This window comes from Variovorax sp. Root434, from assembly GCF_001426595.1.
In the GTDB taxonomy this organism is placed as follows: Bacteria; Pseudomonadota; Gammaproteobacteria; order Burkholderiales; family Burkholderiaceae_C; genus Variovorax.
The window spans coordinates 613,560-629,551 of sequence record NZ_LMEK01000025.1; the positions used below are offsets into that span (position 1 = coordinate 613,560).

Genomic DNA, 15,992 nt, shown 5'->3' on the forward strand with positions numbered 1-15,992 from the left:
GGTCATTCCTTGTAGTAGACGATCTGGTTGGAAGTGGCGAGCAACGTGCCGCCTTCGCTCCAGAGCTGCGCAGCCTGGTCGAAGAAGCCGCTGCTGAACTGCTGCCCCGTCGCGCTGCCGAGCAGGTAGCCCGTGCCGACCTCGGCCAGCTGCGCCGCATCGGCATGGAAATACGTGGTGATCGACACCGTGCCCACCGGCACCCGCGTGGCGCGGCGCAGCCACACGCGCGGGAAGAACAGGTCGCTCATGGCCGCGAGCGAGGCGAAGTCGAGCGCGCGTTGCTGCGCATCGCGCACCCAGAGCCGGCTCTCGCTGTGATGGCCGCTGCCGTCCCATTTCGCAGGAATGCTGCCGCTGATCGGCCGCATCTCGTACTGGCCGATCCACGCCACGCCCGACGGGCCGATGCTCATGCGCTCGACCATCTCGGGCCGCGGCACCTCGGGCATCGGCAGGTCGTTGCCGTTCCAGGTCTCGCGGCGCACGGCGGTCACCACGGTGGCGGTGGTCGTCATGCTTGGCGCTCCGCCGGGGCCGGCCTGCGTGATCTGCACCGTCCAGTGCTGCGTCGAGCGGTTGGTGCGCACGGCGGTGGCCTGGATGTCGAACGCGCCGGCTTCGAGCGCCGCCGCGTAGTTCACCGTGAGCGCGATCGGCACACCGAGCAGGTCGGGATGCTTCAGCACCGCCTGCAGCGCCAGCGCCGCGGTGGTGCCGCCGAAAGGGCCGACCATGTTCCAGTAGTCGGGACTGGTCATTCCCGTGAAGTGCCCCACGCGGATGTCGCTGTGGTGGATCGCCAGGGCCTTGTCGAAGGGGTGCGTGCTCGTCGTCATGATCGGCAGTGTGCCTCCGGTGGATGGCGTCACGCAGTCGTGTGCGGGACGTTGGCGTGCTGCAGCGCAGTAAGCGAGGCCAGCCGGTGCAGCTTGTCGAGCGTGCTCGGCCAGAGGCTCTGGCTGAACTGCTCGCGGAAGAAGCCGAAGTGGCCGATGCGCCGGGCCTGCACGTCGGCCGGCGCTATGCGCTCCACCGCGCTCGGCGCGCCGGCATAGAAGCTCACGAGGCTTTCGGTGCCGGCGAGCGTCATGAGTTCGTCGTCGGTCATCGACAGCGCGAGCACCGGGAAGCGCACGCGGCCGTAGCTGCGCAGTGCCGCCTCGCCTTCCGCGCCGACGCTGTAGCGCGGGTTCAGGCACCAGCGCCGCCATTGCAGGATCACGCCGCGCGGCAGGTCGCCGACCTTCTTCAGCCGGCGGCCCGGGAAGTAGCCGCACAGCCGCGTGACCAGCGGCACGAGCACGAACCAGAAATAGAGGATGCTGCGCTTGAGCTTGGGTGCGTTCTCGCGCCAGTAACCGCTGCCCGCGGCGATGCTGACGAGGCCGTCGACCTGCTCGGGACGCTGCAGGAAGCCCGGCAGCTGCGCGCCGAGGCTGTGGCCCAGCAGGTAGAGCGGCTGGCCGGGCAGCGCCGCCTTGGCCGCGTCGATCACCGATTCGTAGTCGCAAGCCCAGTCGAGCAGGTCGGCCTTGAAGCCGCGCAGCGGTGCATTGCCGCGCGAGTCGCCCGAGCCCCGGTAGTCGAAGGTCCAGACGCGCAGGCCCTGCTGCGCGAGCCATCGCGCGAAGGGCTCGTAGAAGGACTGGCGCACGCCCATCGCGCCACCGATCACGATGCTGGCGCGAGGCGTGCCGGCGGGTTCGTAGTGGCGCACCGCCAGTTGCTGTGCGCCGCCGTCGACCTTCAGAACTTCCTGATGCATGCTCGTTTCTCCAAAACGGTCACGGCTCATTCGCGAAACACCGCGGAACCGGCTTCGCCGGGCCGCAGGTGTTGCCCCCTGCAAGGGGGTTGGCGCAGCGACACGAAGTGCGCGAAGCCTGGGGGTTTGCTCAAACCCTTTCGAAGATCCCCGCAGCGCCCTGGCCCATGCCCACGCACATCGTGACCATGCCGTACTTGAGGTTCTCGCGGCGCAGCGCATGCACCACAGTCGCCGAACGGATGGCGCCGGTCGCGCCGAGCGGATGGCCCAGCGCAATCGCGCCGCCCATCGGGTTGACCTTCGACGGATCGAGGCCCAGCGTGTTGATCACCGCAAGCGATTGCGCGGCGAAGGCTTCGTTGAGCTCGAACCAGTCGATGTCCTCGTGCTTCAGGCCGGCATAGCGCAGCGCGGCCGGAATCGCCTCGATCGGGCCGATGCCCATGATGTGCGGCGGCACGCCCTTGCTGGCGAAGCTCACGAAGCGCGCGAGCGGCGTGAGGCCGTACTGCTTCACCGCCTTCTCGCTCGCGAGGATCAGCGCGCCGGCGCCGTCCGAGGTCTGCGAGCTGTTGCCGGCCGTGACCGTGCCGCGCGCGGCGAACACGGTGCGCAGCTTGGCGAGGCCTTCGATGCTGGTGTCGGGGCGCGCGCCTTCGTCGAGGTTCACGGTGCGGGTCTTGGCAATCGACTCGCCGGTCTCCAGGTTGGGCGCGCGGTCGGTCACTTCGATGGGCGTGATCTCGTCGGCGAACTTGCCGGCCTTCTGCGCGGCCAGCGCCTTCTGGTGCGAGGCGAGCGCGAACTCGTCCTGCGCCTCGCGGCTCACCTTCCACTGCTGCGCGACCTTCTCGGCCGTGAGGCCCATGCCGTAGGCAATGCCCACGTCGCCTTCGCGCTCGAAGATGGAGGGCGACAGCGAGGGCGAGTTGCCCATCATCGGCACCATGCTCATGCTCTCGACGCCAGCCGCGATCATCACGTCGGCCTCGCCGACGCGGATGCGGTCCGCCGCCATCTGCACAGCGGAAAGGCCCGAGGCGCAGAAGCGGTTCACCGTGATGCCACCGACGCTGGTCGGCAGGCCCGCCAGCACGGCGCCGATGCGCGCGACGTTCAGGCCCTGCTGCGATTCGGGAATCGCGCAGCCGCAGATGATGTCTTCGATGGCCTTCGGGTCGAGGCTGGGCACTGCGGCGAGCGCGGCGCGCAGCGTGGTCGCGAGCAGGTCGTCGGGGCGGTAGTTGCGGAAGTAGCCGCGGTGCGACTTGCCGATGGGGGTGCGGGTGGCGGAGACGATGTAGGCGTCTTGAATCTGTTTCATGGATGGCTCCTGGATTTGGCTCCTTCCCCCTCCGGGGGAAGGTTGGGATGGGGGCAAGCGGCCGTCAATTCACCCAGTCGATTGACGATGGCCTGCAACACCCCTTCAAAATTGACAAACGGATCGTTCGATCCAAATCGCAGCACATCGAACCCTTCAGCGCGCAGGAAAGCGTCGCGTCGTGCGTCATAGGCTTCTTGCGTCTGGTGCTGCGATCCGTCGAGTTCGACGATCAGCAAGGGATCAAGGCACGCGAAGTCGGCGATGTAATTTCCAATGGGATGCTGGCGACGAAATTTCACCCCCAGTTGTTCGCTTCGAATCCCGCTCCAGAGCCTGCGCTCGGAATCGGTCATCTCGCGTCGCAGGACGCGGGCGTTCTGCTGTGCTTTGGGAGTGGATTGGTTTTGCATAGGCCGATGCCCCCATCCCGGCCTTCCCCCAGAGGGGGAAGGAGGAAGGGGAAACCTCGTCAGTTACGCACCGGCTTCCCCGTGCTCAGCATCCCCATGATCCGCTCCTGCGTCTTCGGATGCACGATCAGCGAGCAGAACGCCTTGCGTTCCAGTGCCATCAGGTACTCCTCGGTCACGAGCGATCCCGCATCCACATCACCGCCGGTCACCACGTTCGCGATCAGGCTCGCGATGTGGAAGTCGTGCGCGCTGATGAAGCCGCCGTCGCGCATGTTCACGAGCTGGCCCTTGATGGTCGCGGCGCCGCTGCGGCCCGCCACGCGGAAGCTGCGGCGCAGCGGTGCGCGGTAGCCGGCGTCGGCCATGGCCTTGGCCTGCTGCAGCGCCACGTACAGCAGCTCGTCCTTGTTCGGCACGATCACGTCGCTGTCGAGCAAATACCCGAGCTTCTTCGAGTCGAGCGCGCCGGTGCCCACCTTGGCCATCGCGGCCGCGGTGAAGCCTTCGGTGAGGAAGGGCAGCAGGTCGGTACCTGTCGAGGCCGAGGCGTTCTCGGCCGCGCGGCGCGCGATGTAGGTCAAGCCGCCTGCGCCGGGGATCAGGCCCACGCCGACTTCGACCAGGCCGATGTAGCTTTCCATTGCCGCGACCCGTTTGGCCGAGTGGATGGCCAGCTCGCAGCCGCCGCCCAGCGCCATGCCGCGCACCGCGGAGATCACCGGCACGCTGGCGTAGCGGATCTTGAGCATCACGCTCTGCAGTTCCTGCTCGGCGCCCTCCACCGCGCCGATGCCCGCGACCACGAAGGCCGGCAGCATCGCCTGCAGGTCGGCGCCGACCGAGAACATCTCATCGGGCGACCAGATCACGAGGCCCTTGTATTCGGCTTCGGCCAGGTCGACTGCGGCGCCCAGCGCCTCGGCCACGTCAGGGCTGATGGCGTGCATCTTCGAATGGATGCTCGCGATGAGCACTTCACCATCCAGCGTCCACACGCGCACATCGCCTTCGTCGCTGATTGTGGTGCCCGCGGTGTTGGCGTCGGCCGCATTCGCACCGAGCACGCTTTCCGGGAACAGCTGGCGGTCATGCACGGGCAGCTTGCGCTGCGGCACGAACTTGTTCTGCGACGCGCTCCACGAGCCTTCGGGCGTGTGCACGCCGCCAGCCTCGGCCACCGGGCCTTCGAACACCCACTTGGGCAGCGGTGCGCTGCTCAGCGCCTTGCCGGCGTCGATGTCTTCCTGCACCCATTTCGCGACCTCCGCCCAGCCTGCTTCCTGCCAGAGCTCGAACGGGCCCTGCTTCATGCCGAAGCCCCAGCGCATCGCGAAGTCGATGTCGCGCGCGCTCTCGGCGATGTCGCCCAGGTGCACGGCGGCGTAGTGGAAGCCATCACGCAAGATGGCCCAGAGGAACTGGCCCTGCGGCCCTTCGCTCTCGCGCAGCAGCTTCAGGCGCTCGCCCGCGGGCTTCTTCAGCATGCGGCCGTACACCTCGTCGGCCTTGGCGCCGGCGGGCACGTACTCGCCGCTCTTCAGGTCGAAGCGCAGGATGTCGCGGCCGGCCTTCTTGAAGAAGCCGGCCTTGGTCTTCTGGCCCAGGTTGCCCAGCTCCAGCAGCTTGGCGAGCACCGGCGGCGTCGCGAAGTTGGCATAGAACGGATCGCTCTCGGCGTTGAGGTTGTCCTGCAGCGTCTTCACGACGTGGGCCATGGTGTCCAGGCCCACCACGTCGGCGGTGCGGAAGGTGCCCGAGCTGGCGCGGCCCAGCTTCTTGCCCGTGAGGTCGTCCACCACGTCGGGCGTGAGGCCGAACTTCTCGACTTCCTTCAGCGTGGCCAGCATGCCGGCGATGCCGACGCGGTTGGCGATGAAGTTGGGCGTGTCGTGCGCGCGCACCACGCCCTTGCCCAGCGTGCTGGTGACGAAGGCCTCGAGGTCGTCGAGCACCTGCGGCTGCGTGGTGGGCGTGTTGATCAGCTCCACCAGGAACATGTAGCGCGGCGGGTTGAAGAAGTGAATGCCGCAGAAGCGCGGCTTCAGCGCTTCGGGCAGCGCCTCACTCAGCTTGGTGATCGAGAGACCGGAGGTGTTCGAGGCCAGGATCGAATGCTTGGCCACGTGGGGCGCGATCTTCTTGTACAGATCGAGCTTCCAGTCCATGCGCTCGGCAATGGCTTCGATGACGAGGTCGCACTCGCCGAGCTTGGCGAGGTCGTCTTCGTAGTTGGCCTGTTCGATCAACACGGCATCGGCCACGTCGCCGAGCGGCGCGGGCTTGAGCTTCTTGAGGTTGTCGATGGCGCGCGTGACGATGCCGTTCTTCGGGCCTTCTTTTGCCGCCAGATCGAACAGCACGACGGGCACGCGCACGTTGACGAGATGGGCCGCAATCTGCGCGCCCATCACGCCGGCGCCGAGCACGGCGACCTTCTTCACTTGAAATCGGGACATGTTGCTTGGTATTTCTTGGATAGGTTGCGCGCAGACTTGGTTACTGCGCGCGGTTCCAGGTTTGGGTACGCCAGAACGGGCCCAGGTAGCCGCGCACCTCGAGCTTCTTGCCGCCCTCGATGGGCGTGAAGCTCGCGCGGTATTCCTTGCCGTTCTCGGGGTCGAGGATCTTTCCGCCTTCCCAGACGTCCTTGTTCTCGGCCTTCTTGCCGCCGCGGATGATGTCGAGGCCGACCATGGGCTTGTCCTTGCGGTCGTCGCTGCATTCGCTGCAGACCGCGCCGGGCTTGGCATCCTTGCCCAGCGCCTTCTCGATGCGCCCGGACAGCGCGCCGTGGGTCTCCGCGATGCTGATCTCGGCCTTGACCTCGCCGGTCTTGTCGTCCACGTTGCGCCACAGGCCCACCGGCGTGCTCTGGGCCATGGCCGAAGCGGCCGTGACGGTGAACAGGATGGCTGCGAGTGTTGTTTTCATGATCGGCGGCTCCTGGAGTTGAAGGAAGACGAGACGGTACTGCCGCTCAGGCCAGTGCCGCGTCGGTGTCCATCAGCACCTTGCTGCCGGCGCGCGCGGTGCGCATCAGCGTCGCGGTCTCGGGGAACAGCTTGGCGAAATAGAAGCGTGCGGTCTGCAGCTTGGCGACGTAGAACGGGTCGGTGTTGCCTGCGGCAATTTCGCGCAGCGCGACCTGTGCCATGCGGGCGAACAGATAGCCGAACACGAAGTGGCCGGCCACGCGCAGGTAGTCGACGGCGGCGGCGCCCACTTCGTCGGGGTTCTGGAAGCCCTTGAAGCCGATCTCGGTCGTGAACTTGGTGAGCTGGTCGCCCAGCATCGCGATCGGGTTGATGAACTCGGCCATCTTCTCGTTCACACCCTCTTCTTCCACCAGCTTGCCCACGAGCTTGCCGAACTTCTTCAGCGACGCGCCGTTGTTGCCCAGGACCTTGCGGCCCAGCAGGTCCAGCGACTGGATGGTGTTGGTGCCTTCATAGATCATGTTGATGCGGTTGTCGCGCACGAACTGCTCCATGCCCCATTCCTTGATGAAGCCGTGGCCGCCGAACACCTGCATGCAGGCGTTGGTGGAGATGTGGCCGTTGTCGGTGATGAAGGCCTTGACGATAGGCGTGAGCAGCGCGACCAGCTCGCCCGAGTCCTTGCGCACCTTCTCGTCGGGATGGTTGTGTTCCTTGTCGAGCAGCAGCGTGCAGAAGATCTGCAGCGCGCGGCCGCCTTCGGCGTACGCCTTGGCGGTGAGCAGCATCTTGCGCACGTCGGGATGCACGATGATGGGATCGGCTTCCTTGTCCTTGGCCTTCACGCCCGAGAGCGAGCGCATCTGCACGCGGTCTTTCGCGTAGGCCAGTGCGTTTTGATAAGCCACTTCGGTCAGGCCCAGCGACTGGTTGCCCACGCCCAGGCGCGCGGCGTTCATCATCACGAACATCGCGGCCAGGCCCTTGTTGGGCTCGCCCACCAGCGTGCCGGTGGCGCCCTCGATCACGATCTGCGCGGTGGCGTTGCCGTGGATGCCCATCTTGTGCTCCAGGCCGGCACAGAAGATCGGGTTGCGCTCGCCGAGCGAGCCGTCGGCCTTGACCTTGAACTTCGGCACCACGAACAGGCTGATGCCCTTGCTGCCCTTGGGCGCATCGGGCAGGCGGGCCAGCACCAGGTGAATGATGTTGCTCGTCATGTCGTGCTCGCCGGCCGAGATGAAGATCTTGCTGCCGGTGATGCGGTAGGTGCCGTCGGGCTGCGGCTCGGCCTTGGTGCGCAAGAGGCCCAGGTCGGTGCCGCAATGGGGTTCTGTCAGGCACATGGTGCCGGTCCACTCGCCGCTCGTGAGCTTGGGCAGGTAGGTCTTCTTCTGTTCGTCGGTACCGTGCGCCACCAGCGCTTCGTACGCGCCGTGCGAGAGGCCGGGGTACATGGTCCAGGCCTGGTTGGCGCTGTTGAGCATCTCGAACAGGCACTGGTTCACCACGAAGGGCAGGCCCTGGCCGCCGAAGGCAGGGTCGCACGACAGCGCGGGCCAGCCGCCTTCGACGTACTTGGCGTAGGCGTCCTTGAAGCCCTTGGGCGTCTTCACTTCGTGCGTGGTCTTGTCGAGCACGCAGCCTTCTTCGTCGCCACTGATGTTCAGCGGAAAGGTCACCTCGGCAGCGAACTTGCCGGCTTCCTCGATCACCGCGTTGATGGTGTCGGCATCGGTCTCGGCATGGGCCGGCAGCGCCTTGAGTTCCTCGGCGACGTTGAGCACTTCATGCAGCACGAACTGCATGTCGCGCACGGGTGGGTTGTAGGTAGGCATCCGGGACTCTCCTGGTCGAAGCTAGATAGAAAAAGAAAAAGGGGAAAACAGAAAAGGGGACAGGCCGCGCGCCTCAGCGCACGGTCTTGAGGCGGCGGGCCGCCGGCGCGGTGGCCCCGGCCTTCGGCGCGTCGGGCGTGGCGCTGCGCGCGAGGATGTTGTCGAAGCCGACGTTGGCGCGGCCGATGGAGCCAGGCACCTGAAGAAAGCGAGCTTCGTAATGCAGCGCGAGGATCAGGCCGTGGATCTCGAACGCCACCTGGCGCTCGTCGGCGTCGGCGCGCAGGTGGCCTTCGCTCTGTGCCTGCACGATGGCGCGCAGCACGGCTGCCTGCCAGATGCTGACCGACTCGACCAGCGCGTCGCGCACCGGACCCGGGCGGTCGTCGAATTCGGAGGCGCCGCTGATGTAGATGCAGCCCGAGTCGATCTCGGTCGAGGTGCGCTTCATCCAGTTGGCGAACATGGCGCGCAGGCGCGGCAGGCCGCGCGGCGCCTGGAGGGCGGGAAAGAACACCTCCTGCTCGAAGCGCGCGTGGTATTCGCGCACCACCGAGATCTGTAGTTCCTCGCGCGAGCCGAAGTGGGCGAACACGCCCGACTTGCTCATCTTGGTGATTTCGGCCACGGCGCCGATCGACAGGCCCTCCAGCCCGATCTGCGCGGCCAGCGCCAGCGCGGCGTCGACGATGACGGCCTTGGTCTGCTGGCCCTTCTGGGCGGCGCGGACGGGCTTGGCGGAAACGGCTGTGGCGGACATCGTGGAATTTCCCCGCAAAAAAACGAACGGTCGTTCTATTTTGCAGGGCTTTGCACTTTCGGCCACAAGAAACCTTCAGCGTTTGAAGGTTAATTGACGCGGGACGGGCCGCAACCGGCCCCGTCCCTGCCACTTCCTTTCAGAACTCCTGCGACACCGGCCGCAGCACGACTTCGTTGATGTCCACGTTCGCCGGCTGTTCCACCGCGTAGACGATGGCGCGCGCCACCGAATCCGCAGGGATCTGGTTGGCGTCGTAGAACGCCTTCACGCCAGCCGCGCTCTCGGCATCGCTGCTGCCGAATTTCAGCTCCGAATCGACCGCCCCGGGCGACACGATGGTCACGCGCACGCCGCTGTTGCCCACCTCCACACGCAGGCCCTCGGAGATGGCGCGCACCGCATGCTTGGTGGCGCTGTACACCGTGCCGATGGGCGTGAACACCTTCAGCCCCGCAATGGAAGCGACGTTGACGATATGCCCGCTGCCCTGCGCCTGCATGCGCGGCAGCACAGCGGCAATGCCGTAGAGCACTCCCTTGATGTTGACGTCGATGGTGCGGTCCCACTCGTCGACCTTGAGTTTCTCGAGCGGCGACAGCGGCATCACGCCCGCGTTGTTGACCAGCACGTCGATGCGGCCGAAGGCTTCGATGGTGGCGGTAGCGAGCTTGTCGAGTTCGGCGCGCTTCGACACGTCGGTCGCCACGGCAATGGCCTCGCCGCCGGCTTCGCGGATCTCGGCGACGAGCTTGTCGAGCCGGTCGGTGCGGCGCGCCGCGAGCACCACCTTGGCGCCGCGCGCGGCAAGGTGGCGCGCCGTCGATTCGCCGAGCCCGCTGCTCGCGCCGGTGACGATGGCGACCTTGCCCTTGATGTTGTCTTGAACGGATGTCATGGAAATTCCTTTCGGGTGTTTTGAAGAAGTGCATGCAGTGTGGAAAATCCAGGCGTTCCAGTAAATGAAACTCTGGCGACTTCAGAATTCCTCAAAAAGGAACACCCCGTGTCCAACCGCCTCGAAGCCCTGCGCGTCTTTTTCACCGCTGCCGATGCCGCCAACTTCCGCGAAGCTGCGGTGCGCCTGTCCGTGTCGCCGCAGGTGGTGACGCGTGCGGTGCGCGAGCTGGAAGAAGAACTGGGCGAGCCGCTTTTTCACCGCAGTACGCGCGGCGTGCAGCTCACCGACTTCGGCCGGCAACTCGCGGAGCGGGCGCGCGTGGCAGTGGGCGGCGTGGACGACCTCTTTCACCGCACCGACAGGCGCGCGCCATCGCAACACGCGGGCACGGTGCGGGTCACTGCGCCGGGCATCTTCGGACGCCGGCTCATTCCGCAGGCGCTGGCGCCGATGCTCGCCGCACACCCCGGCCTGGTGCTGGACCTGCGCGTGTCGGAGGAGCATGCCGACGTGGTGGATCAGCAGATCGACATCGGCGTGCGCGTGGGCCCGCTGCGCGACGCACGCTTCGTTGCGCGGCCGGTGGGAAAGATGGCGCTGCACGTGGTGGCCGCGCCCGCACTCGTCGCGCGCACGGGCGTGCCAAAGAAGCTGGACGCGCTCGCGGCGCTGCCGCTCACCGCACTGATCGACCGCAGGTCGGGCCGCCCCTGGCCGCTGATCTTCAGCAAGGGGCGGCAGCTGATGGTGACGTCGCCGGCCTTCGTTACCGACGACTTCGATGCCGAGTGCGCCGCGGTGCTCGCGGGCTTGGGCTTCGCCCAGTTGATCGGGGCACTGGCCGAGCCCTGGCTCGAATCGGGCGCGCTGGTGCCGGTGCTCGAAGCCGACGCGCCGGAGCCGTGGCCGATCTACGTGTACCGCTCGCAGCGCGCGCCGGTGCCGGCGCGCGTACGGCTGGTCTACGACGAACTGATCCGCGTGCTGCGCTGAACGCTACGGCAAGCCGCACGTCCTCTGCCACGCGCCGGGCGTGAAGCCGAACTGGCGCGCGAAGATGCGCGTCATGTGGCTCTGGTCCGCGAAGCCGCTTGCAGCAGCGGCGTCCGCGAGGCCTGTGCCGCGGCGGATCAGGCCGCGTGCGCGTTCGGCGCGCTGCAGCAGGAGCCACGCGTGGGGCGGCACGCCATAGGCCTTCTCGAAGCGCCGCAGCACCTGGTACTTGCCGAGGCCAGTCATCGCGGCGAGTTCGTCGAGCGTGGGCGCGGCGAGCAAGTCGTCGGCGAGGCGCTCGCGCACCAGCCGCACATCGCCACCGATCTCGGGCAGCGCAACGGCGGTGGAATGGGCGTCGAGCAACACGCCGCAGACTTCGGCCAGCGATTCTTCGCAGGCCAGAGCTTCGGCGCCTGCGGAGTTGCCCGTGGCACGGCGCCACTCGTCGAGGCGGGCGAACAGGCGGCGCAGCGTATGGAGCAGCCGCGCGTCCTGGAGCACGGGCCGCGTGAATTCGATGCCGGCGTCCGCAACGCCTGCGCGCATGTCCGCCATCACGGCCACATCGAAATACACCATGCGCCAACGCCGCGACGGGCCGCCGAGCGGCCGGCCGTCGTGTACTTCGCCGGGGTTGGTGGTGATCAGGTCGCCCGCATAGGCATCGACCTTGCCACGGCCGCTGGCCGAGCTTTGCGCGCCATGGTCGAGCAGACCGACGCCGTAGGTCGAATGCCAGTGCCGGCCGTAGTGGCGGGCACTCTCGATCGCGGTGCCGTGCACGCCCTCCCAGGGCGTGCCGAACACCCGCGATCGATGGTCCGGCGGCGCTTTCATCCGCCGGATGATCTCAAAACGAGTCCTCTTCACGGGAACCACCGCGGAACCGGCTTTGCCGGGCCGCAGGTGGTGCCCCCGGTAGGGGGAAGGCGCGCGCGACACGAAGTGCGCGAAGCCTGGGGGCGAGTCAATCCAATCAGAGCTTGAAGGGAATCACTTCCTGGCGCTGTTCGCCCAGGCCTTCGATGCCCAGCGTCATCACGTCGCCCTTCTTCAGGAACAGCGGCGGCTTCATGCCCATGCCCACGCCGGGGGGCGTGCCGGTGGTGATGACGTCGCCGGGCATCAGCGTCATGAACTGGCTCACATAGCTGACGATCTTGGCCACGCTGAAGATCATGGTCTTGGTGCTGCCCGTCTGCACGCGCTGGCCGTTCAGGTCGAGCCACATCGAGAGCTTCTGCGGGTTCTCGATTTCGTCGCGCGTGACGAGCCAGGGGCCGAGCGGGCCGAAGGTGTCGCAACCCTTGCCCTTGTCCCAGGTGCCGCCGCGTTCGATCTGGTATTCGCGCTCGCTGACGTCGTTGATGGTGCAGTAGCCGGCCACGTAGTCGAGCGCGCTCTTCTGCGACACATAGCGGGCGCGCGCGCCGATGACCACGCCGAGCTCGACTTCCCAGTCGGTCTTGACGGAGCCCTTGGGCAGCATCACGGGGTCGTTCGGCCCCTGGATGCAGCTGTTGGCCTTCATGAACACCACGGGTTCCTTGGGCACCGGCAGGCCGGACTCGGCCGCGTGGTCCGCGTAGTTGAGCCCGATGGCGATGAACTTGCCGACGTTGGCCACGGGGCTGCCGAAACGCGGCTTGCCCTTGACCCGCGGCAGCTTGTCGATCTTCTGCTTGCGCAGCTTGGCAATGGCGGCATCGCCGAGCTGGTCGGGACCGATGTCCTTGACGACCGCGCTCAGGTCGCGGAGTTGGCCCTTGTCGTCGATGAGGCCGGGCTTTTCCTTGCCAGGGTTGCCATAGCGGACGAGTTTCATGCTTTCCTTTCAGTGCATTGAATCAATACGTGGAGCGGCCACTGGAGAGGTCGGAGACCGCACCGGTGGCCCGCGAAGTCGAGCGGGTCATATGGTGATGCCGCCGTCGACCGTGAAGGCCTGACCGGTAGCGAAGATCGATTCGTCGCTCGCAAGGAACACTACCACCGGCGCGATCTCCTCGGCCTGCGCGAGCCGGCCCATGGGCTGGCGCGCGATGAAGGCCTTGCGCGCGGCGTCGGGGTCGGCATTGGCGTTGATGCGGTCGCCGAGCGAGGGCGTGTCGACCGTGCCGGGGCACACGGCATTGCAGCGGATGCCCCGGGCCACGTAGTCGGCCGCCACGCTCTTGGTGAGGCCCAGCACCGCTGCCTTGGTGGTGCCGTAGACAAAGCGGTTGGGCAGCCCCTTCATGCTGGAGCACACGCTGGCCATGTTGATGATGCTGCCGCGCCCGGCCGCCAGCATGCCGGGCAGTACGGCCTGGATGGTCCACATCTGGGCGCGCACGTTGAGGCTGAAGGCGAACAGCAGCTCGTCGTCGGTGGCCTGCTCGATGGTGCCGTTGTGCACCACGCCCGCGCAGTTGAAGAGAACGTCGAGCGCGGGCAGCTTCGCCACCAGAGCGCCGATGGCGGCCTTGTCGAGCACGTCGAGCTTGAGCGCGGTGACGTTGGGCATGCCGGCGTAGCGTTCGAGCAGCTTTTCGTTGACGTCGGTGGCCCAGACCTGCGCGCCTTCGGCGGCCATGGCAAGCACGCTGGCGTGGCCGATGCCCTGGCCGGCGGCGGTGACCAGCGCGGTCTTTCCCTTCAATCTCATGGGTGTCTCCTCGGGTTAGGCCCGATGTTGATCCGGGCGGTGTATCGTATTCTGAATTGGCCTTACCACTTGTCCAATTCAGGACAACCCTTAACCCCTTCGATTTCTCCTTTTCGTTCCCGTGCCGATCCAGACCCTCGAACCCCAGCGCCTCTACCGCCAGATTGCCGAGCAGCTGCGCGTGCTCATTGGCAAGGGCGAGTTCGCGGTGGGCGCGCGCATTCCCGCCGAGCGCGACCTGGCCGCGCAGCTGGGCGTGAGCCGGCCCTCGGTGCGCGAGGCGCTGATTGCGCTGGAGGTCGAAGGCTGGGTCGAGATCCGCACCGGCTCGGGCGTGTACGTGCTCGACAGGTCGCACCGAGCGGCCCCGCCAGCCAACGGCGCAGCCGGCGTCGAATGGGGCCCGCTCGAAATCATCCGCGCGCGCCGCCTGGTGGAAGGCGAGACCGCCGCCACCGCCGCCCAGTACGGCAAGCGCAAGGACGTGGACGCCATGCGCCGCGCGATCCGCATGATGCGCGAGATGGCCGCACGCAACGAGGTGCCGCACGAGGGCGATCGCGCCTTTCACCTGGCCATCGTCAACGCCTGCGACAACGTGGTGCTGACCGAGACGGTGCAGGGCTTCTGGGAGTCGCGGCATGGGCCGATCTTCGCCCGGATGATCGATTACTTCGAGACCATGGACTCGTGGCAGGCCGCCATCGGCGAGCACGAAGCCATCCTCGACGCCATTGCGGCGCACGACCCGGCCGCGGCGCGCGACGCAATGCACCATCACATGGACAAGTTCCACCAGCGGTTCAGCGCGAGCTGGCGCCGCACCAAGGCCTCCTGACAAACATACAAGCGCCGGCAGACACTCACGATGACTCCCTACATCCGACTCCACCCCGCCGATGACGTCGTCATCGCGCGCTCGCAACTGCTCGGCGGCACCGTCGTCGAGAACGTGGCCGTGCGCGGCCTGATCCCGCCGGGCCACAAGATCGCCATGCGCGCCATCGCGCAGGGAGAGCCCGTGCGCCGCTACAACCAGATCATCGGTTTCGCGAGCAAGCCCATCGCCGCCGGCGAGCACGTGCACACGCAGAACCTCGACATGGGCCCGGACAAGGGAGATTTCGAACGCGACTACGCCTTCGGCGCCGACGTGAAGCCCGCACCCGCCAAGCGCGAGGCCACCTTCATGGGCATCAAGCGCCCTGACGGCCGCGTCGCCACGCGCAACTACATCGGCGTGCTGACCAGCGTGAACTGCTCGGCCACGGCCGCGCGCGCCATTGCCGACCACTTCTCGCGCAAGACCAATCCGCAGGCACTTGCGGCGTTCCCGAATGTCGACGGCGTGGTCGCGCTCACGCACGGCACCGGCTGCGGCATGGACACCGAGGGCATGGGCATGCAGATCCTGGAGCGCACGCTCACGGGATACGCCACGCACCCGAACTTCGCGGGAGTGCTGGTGGTCGGGCTCGGCTGCGAGGCCAACCAGATCAACGCCTGGCTCGCAACCGGCCACCTGGCCGAGGGCGAGAACTTCCGCACCTTCAACATCCAGGACACGGGCGGCACGCGCAAGACGGTGGAGAAAGGCGTGGCGCTCATCAACGAGATGCTGCCGCGCGCCAACGCTGTGAAGCGCGAGCCGTGCAGCGCGGCGCACATCACCATCGGGCTGCAGTGCGGCGGCTCCGACGGCTACTCGGGCATCAGCGCCAACCCGGCGCTGGGCGCGGCGGTCGATTTGCTGGTGGCGCACGGCGGCACCGCCATCCTCAGCGAAACGCCCGAGGTGTATGGCGCCGAGCACCTGCTGACGCGCCGTGCCGTGAAACGCGAAGTCGGCCAGAAGCTGGTGGACCGCATCAAGTGGTGGGAGCACTACACCGCCATCAACGAAGGCGAGATGAACAACAACCCTTCGCCGGGCAACAAGGCGGGCGGGCTCACCACCATCCTCGAGAAGTCGCTGGGCGCGGTCGCCAAGGGCGGCACGAGCAACCTGGAGGCGGTGTACGAGTATGCGGAGCCCGTCAGCGCGCACGGCTTCGTCTACATGGACACGCCGGGCTACGACCCGGTGAGCGCCACGGGCCAGGTGGCCGGCGGCGCCAACCTGATCTGCTTCACGACCGGGCGCGGCTCGGCGTACGGTTGCGCGCCCTCTCCCTCGCTCAAGCTCGCGACCAACTCGGCGCTGTGGCAGCGGCAGGAAGAAGACATGGACATCAACTGCGGCGAGATCGTGGACGGCACGGCATCGATCCAGGAGATGGGCCAGCGCATCTTCGAGCTGGTGCTCGCGACCGCCTCGGGGGCGCAATCGAAAAGCGAGCAGCACGGCTACGGCCAGAACGAGTTCGTTCCGTGGCAGGTCGGCGCCGTGATGTGAATCCATCG

Annotated in this window: 15 protein-coding genes; 3 read left to right on the plus strand and 12 right to left on the minus strand. The window is 67.0% G+C overall.

All coding sequences use genetic code 11. The features are described from left to right. Positions 1-2 precede the first annotated feature (2 nt). The 9 genes from ASD05_RS23570 to ASD05_RS23605 form a co-directional block, all read right to left on the minus strand. Positions 3-839 carry an acyl-CoA thioesterase gene (locus ASD05_RS23570; protein ID WP_056597582.1) on the minus strand — a complete coding sequence of 279 codons (837 nt, stop codon included), beginning with the start codon at positions 837-839 and terminating at the stop codon, positions 3-5. A 29-nt stretch (positions 840-868) separates the two neighbouring features. After that, positions 869-1,768, minus strand: a complete 900-nt coding sequence (locus tag ASD05_RS23575) for an alpha/beta fold hydrolase (protein ID WP_056597583.1) — start codon at positions 1,766-1,768, stop codon at positions 869-871. A gap of 130 nt (positions 1,769-1,898) precedes the next feature. Then, positions 1,899-3,095 (minus strand): acetyl-CoA C-acyltransferase, encoded by a 1,197-nt coding sequence (locus tag ASD05_RS23580; RefSeq protein ID WP_056597584.1) that lies wholly within the window; start codon positions 3,093-3,095, stop codon positions 1,899-1,901. Then, positions 3,092-3,508: an endonuclease domain-containing protein gene (locus ASD05_RS29720; RefSeq protein WP_157610243.1), complete on the minus strand. Its 417-nt coding sequence runs from the start codon at positions 3,506-3,508 to the stop codon at positions 3,092-3,094. Before ASD05_RS29720 ends, ASD05_RS23580 begins: the two co-directional genes overlap by 4 nt. Before the next feature lie 59 nt (positions 3,509-3,567). Beyond that, the gene (locus ASD05_RS23585; RefSeq protein WP_056597585.1) at positions 3,568-5,967 is read right to left on the minus strand and encodes a 3-hydroxyacyl-CoA dehydrogenase/enoyl-CoA hydratase family protein; all 2,400 of its coding nucleotides are present in this window, start codon (positions 5,965-5,967) and stop codon (positions 3,568-3,570) included. 40 nt (positions 5,968-6,007) lie between these two features. Further along, positions 6,008-6,442: a DUF2147 domain-containing protein gene (locus ASD05_RS23590; RefSeq protein ID WP_056597586.1), complete on the minus strand. Its 435-nt coding sequence runs from the start codon at positions 6,440-6,442 to the stop codon at positions 6,008-6,010. Between the two features lie 46 nt (positions 6,443-6,488). Beyond that, positions 6,489-8,285 (minus strand): acyl-CoA dehydrogenase C-terminal domain-containing protein, encoded by a 1,797-nt coding sequence (locus ASD05_RS23595; RefSeq protein WP_007834069.1) that lies wholly within the window; start codon positions 8,283-8,285, stop codon positions 6,489-6,491. Between the two features lie 73 nt (positions 8,286-8,358). Beyond that, the gene (locus tag ASD05_RS23600; RefSeq protein ID WP_056597587.1) at positions 8,359-9,045 is read right to left on the minus strand and encodes a TetR/AcrR family transcriptional regulator; all 687 of its coding nucleotides are present in this window, start codon (positions 9,043-9,045) and stop codon (positions 8,359-8,361) included. A 139-nt stretch (positions 9,046-9,184) separates the two neighbouring features. Next, positions 9,185-9,943: an SDR family oxidoreductase gene (locus ASD05_RS23605; protein WP_056597588.1), complete on the minus strand. Its 759-nt coding sequence runs from the start codon at positions 9,941-9,943 to the stop codon at positions 9,185-9,187. 108 nt (positions 9,944-10,051) lie between these two features. Here ASD05_RS23605 and ASD05_RS23610 point away from each other — a divergent pair, with 108 nt between their 5' ends. Continuing rightward, on the plus strand, positions 10,052-10,939 hold the full coding sequence (locus ASD05_RS23610; protein WP_056597589.1) for a LysR family transcriptional regulator: 888 nt from the start codon (positions 10,052-10,054) through the stop codon (positions 10,937-10,939). A gap of 3 nt (positions 10,940-10,942) precedes the next feature. Here the strand turns inward: ASD05_RS23610 and ASD05_RS23615 are convergent, their stop codons facing one another. The 3 genes from ASD05_RS23615 to ASD05_RS23625 all read right to left on the minus strand — a co-directional run bounded on the left by ASD05_RS23615 (position 10,943) and on the right by ASD05_RS23625 (position 13,589). Continuing rightward, a complete protein-coding gene (locus ASD05_RS23615; RefSeq protein WP_056597590.1) occupies positions 10,943-11,779 on the minus strand; it encodes an AraC family transcriptional regulator in 837 nt (278 codons plus the stop codon). A gap of 139 nt (positions 11,780-11,918) precedes the next feature. Beyond that, the gene (locus ASD05_RS23620; RefSeq protein ID WP_056597591.1) at positions 11,919-12,767 is read right to left on the minus strand and encodes a fumarylacetoacetate hydrolase family protein; all 849 of its coding nucleotides are present in this window, start codon (positions 12,765-12,767) and stop codon (positions 11,919-11,921) included. Positions 12,768-12,854: 87 nt separating this feature from the next. Continuing rightward, positions 12,855-13,589: an SDR family oxidoreductase gene (locus ASD05_RS23625; RefSeq protein WP_056597592.1), complete on the minus strand. Its 735-nt coding sequence runs from the start codon at positions 13,587-13,589 to the stop codon at positions 12,855-12,857. 121 nt (positions 13,590-13,710) lie between these two features. On the opposite strand from ASD05_RS23625, the gene ASD05_RS23630 reads away from it, so the two are divergent. Next, a complete protein-coding gene (locus ASD05_RS23630; RefSeq protein WP_007839003.1) occupies positions 13,711-14,427 on the plus strand; it encodes a FadR/GntR family transcriptional regulator in 717 nt (238 codons plus the stop codon). A 30-nt stretch (positions 14,428-14,457) separates the two neighbouring features. Continuing rightward, the gene (locus ASD05_RS23635) at positions 14,458-15,984 is read left to right on the plus strand and encodes a UxaA family hydrolase (RefSeq protein WP_056597593.1); all 1,527 of its coding nucleotides are present in this window, start codon (positions 14,458-14,460) and stop codon (positions 15,982-15,984) included. The last annotated feature ends 8 nt before the right edge of the window (positions 15,985-15,992 follow it).